At 50.1% G+C, this 3,322-nt stretch carries 2 rRNA genes; both read right to left on the bottom strand.

Features of this window, described 5'->3' with window-relative positions:
• Positions 1-14 precede the first annotated feature (14 nt).
• Positions 15-127: ribosomal RNA gene (gene rrf / locus ACSQ22_RS26160) — 5S ribosomal RNA — on the bottom strand.
• A 154-nt stretch (positions 128-281) separates the two neighbouring features.
• A 23S ribosomal RNA gene (locus ACSQ22_RS26155) occupies positions 282-3,160 on the bottom strand.
• Between the last annotated feature and the right edge of the window lie 162 nt (positions 3,161-3,322).

Here is a 3,322-nt window from a genome sequence, read left to right as displayed (position 1 = left end):
TTTGGGCTGTAAGAGCCTGACGATGACCTACTTTCACACGGGAACCCGCACTATCATCGGCGCAAAGTCGTTTCACTGTCCTGTTCGGGATGGGAAGGAGTGGTACCAACTTGCTATGGTCATCAGGCATAACTTGGTGCTGAGCTGTTCAAGGAACAGCCTAGCGAATTCATAGAGTTTGGAATCAGATTTTTGTGTCTTTTGACTGCGTCAACTTGGCATAACAATCTTTGAGCTTTTCACACATTCCTTACGGTTTGCATATTGGCTATCAAAGTTATAGGGTCAAGCCGCACGAGCAATTAGTATCAGTTAGCTTAACGCATTACTGCGCTTCCACACCTGACCTATCAACGTCCTGGTCTTGAACGACTCTTTAGGGGGCTCAAGGCCCCGGCAGATCTCATCTTGAAACGAGTTTCCCGCTTAGATGCTTTCAGCGGTTATCTCTTCCACACTTAGCTACTCGGCAATGCCACTGGCGTGACAACCGATACACCAGAGGTGTGTCCACTCCGGTCCTCTCGTACTAGGAGCAGGCTTCCTCAAATCTGCAGCGCCCACGGAAGATAGGGACCAAACTGTCTCACGACGTTTTAAACCCAGCTCACGTACCTCTTTAAATGGCGAACAGCCATACCCTTGGGACCGGCTACAGCCCCAGGATGAGATGAGCCGACATCGAGGTGCCAAACACCGCCGTCGATATGAACTCTTGGGCGGTATCAGCCTGTTATCCCCAGAGTACCTTTTATCCGTTGAGCGATGGCCCTTCCATACAGAACCACCGGATCACTATGTCCTGCTTTCGCATCTGCTCGACTTGTCAGTCTCGCAGTTAAGCACGCTTATGCCATTGCACTATCGTCACGATGTCCGACCGTAACTAGCGTACCTTCGAACTCCTCCGTTACGCTTTGGGAGGAGACCGCCCCAGTCAAACTGCCTACCATGCACTGTCCCCGATCCAGATAATGGACCTAGGTTAGAACCTCAAACACACCAGGGTGGTATTTCAACGTTGGCTCCATGACATCTAGCGACATCACTTCAAAGCCTCCCACCTATCCTACACAGATCTGTTCAAAGTCCAATACAAAGCTACAGTAAAGGTTCATGGGGTCTTTCCGTCTTTCCGCGGGGAGATTGCATCATCACAAACATTTCAACTTCGCTGAGTCTCAGGAGGAGACAGTGTGGCCATCGTTACGCCATTCGTGCAGGTCGGAACTTACCCGACAAGGAATTTCGCTACCTTAGGACCGTTATAGTTACGGCCGCCGTTTACTGGGACTTCAATCAAGAGCTTGCACCCCATCATTTAATCTTCCAGCACCGGGCAGGCGTCACACCCTATACGTCCACTTTCGTGTTTGCAGAGTGCTGTGTTTTTATTAAACAGTCGCAGCCACCGATTTTTTGCAACCCCGTTGGGCTCGCCTTGTACAGGTTCACCTACTTGGGGCATACCTTCTCCCGAAGTTACGGTATCAATTTGCCGAGTTCCTTCTCCTGAGTTCTCTCAAGCGCCTTAGAATACTCATCTCGCGCACCAGTGTCGGTTTGCGGTACGGTCGTCAATAGCTGAAGCTTAGTGGCTTTTCCTGGAAGCAGGGTATCACTCACTTCGTCTGCAAGCAGACTCGTTATCACCCCTCATCTAAGCCCGGCGGATTTGCCTACCAGGCACGACTACAGGCTTGAACCAACATATCCAACAGTTGGCTGAGCTAACCTTCTCCGTCCCCACATCGCACTATTGATCGGTACAGGAATATTGACCTGTTTCCCATCAGCTACGCATCTCTGCCTCGCCTTAGGGGCCGACTCACTCTACGCCGATGAACGTTGCGTAGAAAACCTTGCGCTTACGGCGAGGGGGCTTTTCACCCCCTTTAACGCTACTCATGTCAGCATTCGCACTTCTGATACCTCCAGCATCCGTTACCAGACACCTTCACAGGCCTACAGAACGCTCTCCTACCACGTGCAATAAATTGCACATCCGCAGCTTCGGTAACTGGCTTAGCCCCGTTACATCTTCCGCGCAGGACGACTCGATCAGTGAGCTATTACGCTTTCTTTAAATGATGGCTGCTTCTAAGCCAACATCCTGACTGTTTTAGCCTTCCCACTTCGTTTCCCACTTAGCCAATTTTAGGGACCTTAGCTGGCGGTCTGGGTTGTTTCCCTCTTGAGTCCGGACGTTAGCACCCGGTGCTCTGTCTCCCAAGCTGTACTCGTCGGTATTCGGAGTTTGCATAGGTTTGGTAAGTCGCCATGACCCCCTAGCCTAAACAGTGCTCTACCCCCGACGGTAATACTTGAGGCACTACCTAAATAGTTTTCGGAGAGAACCAGCTATTTCCAAGTTTGTTTAGCCTTTCACCCCTATCCACAGCTCATCCGCTAGTTTTGCAACACTAGTCGGTTCGGACCTCCAGTACCTGTTACGGCACCTTCATCCTGGCCATGGATAGATCACTTGGTTTCGGGTCTACACCCAGCGACTGATTCGCCCTATTCGGACTCGATTTCTCTACGGCTTCCCTATTCGGTTAACCTTGCCACTGAATGTAAGTCGCTGACCCATTATACAAAAGGTACGCAGTCACCCTTGCGGGCTCCTACTTTTTGTAAGCATGCGGTTTCAGGATCTATTTCACTCCCCTCCCGGGGTTCTTTTCGCCTTTCCCTCACGGTACTGGTTCACTATCGGTCGATTACGAGTATTTAGCCTTGGAGGATGGTCCCCCCATATTCAGACAGGATTTCTCGTGTCCCGCCCTACTTTTCTCTAGCTTAGTACCACACGTCTGTTTTCGCATACAGGGCTATCACCTGCTATGGCCGGACTTTCCATTCCGTTTTGCTAACAGTCGTGCTATCACTAGAAGGCTCTTCCGATTTCGCTCGCCACTACTTTCGGAATCTCGGTTGATGTCTTTTCCTCGAGCTACTGAGATGTTTCAGTTCACCCGGTTCGCCTCGCATGACTATGTATTCATCATGCGATACCTCTTGCGAGGTGGGTTTCCCCATTCAGAAATCTCCGGATCAAAGCTTATTTGCCAGCTCCCCGAAGCTTATCGCAGGCTATCACGTCTTTCGTCGCCTGTAATCGCCAAGGCATCCACCACATGCTCTTAGTCACTTGACCCTATAACTTTGACGTTTCTTTCGAAACATCGCCATCTAATTTTTCAAGGACTTGCCAGGTCTTTCACCTGACGCGTTATGCCGTAAACAACTTCAACTCTTTCGAGTTGTCATCGTATTACTTAAGAATTTCAAACTAGGTTTGAATATTCGTTTTGACGCA

The sequence above is a fragment of the Acidovorax sp. LjRoot38 genome (assembly GCF_964252975.1).
Classification (GTDB): domain Bacteria; phylum Pseudomonadota; class Gammaproteobacteria; order Burkholderiales; family Burkholderiaceae_C; genus Acidovorax; species Acidovorax facilis.
Note: the sequence above shows the minus strand (reverse complement) of the source record. Positions and strands in the feature narration are given on the sequence as shown.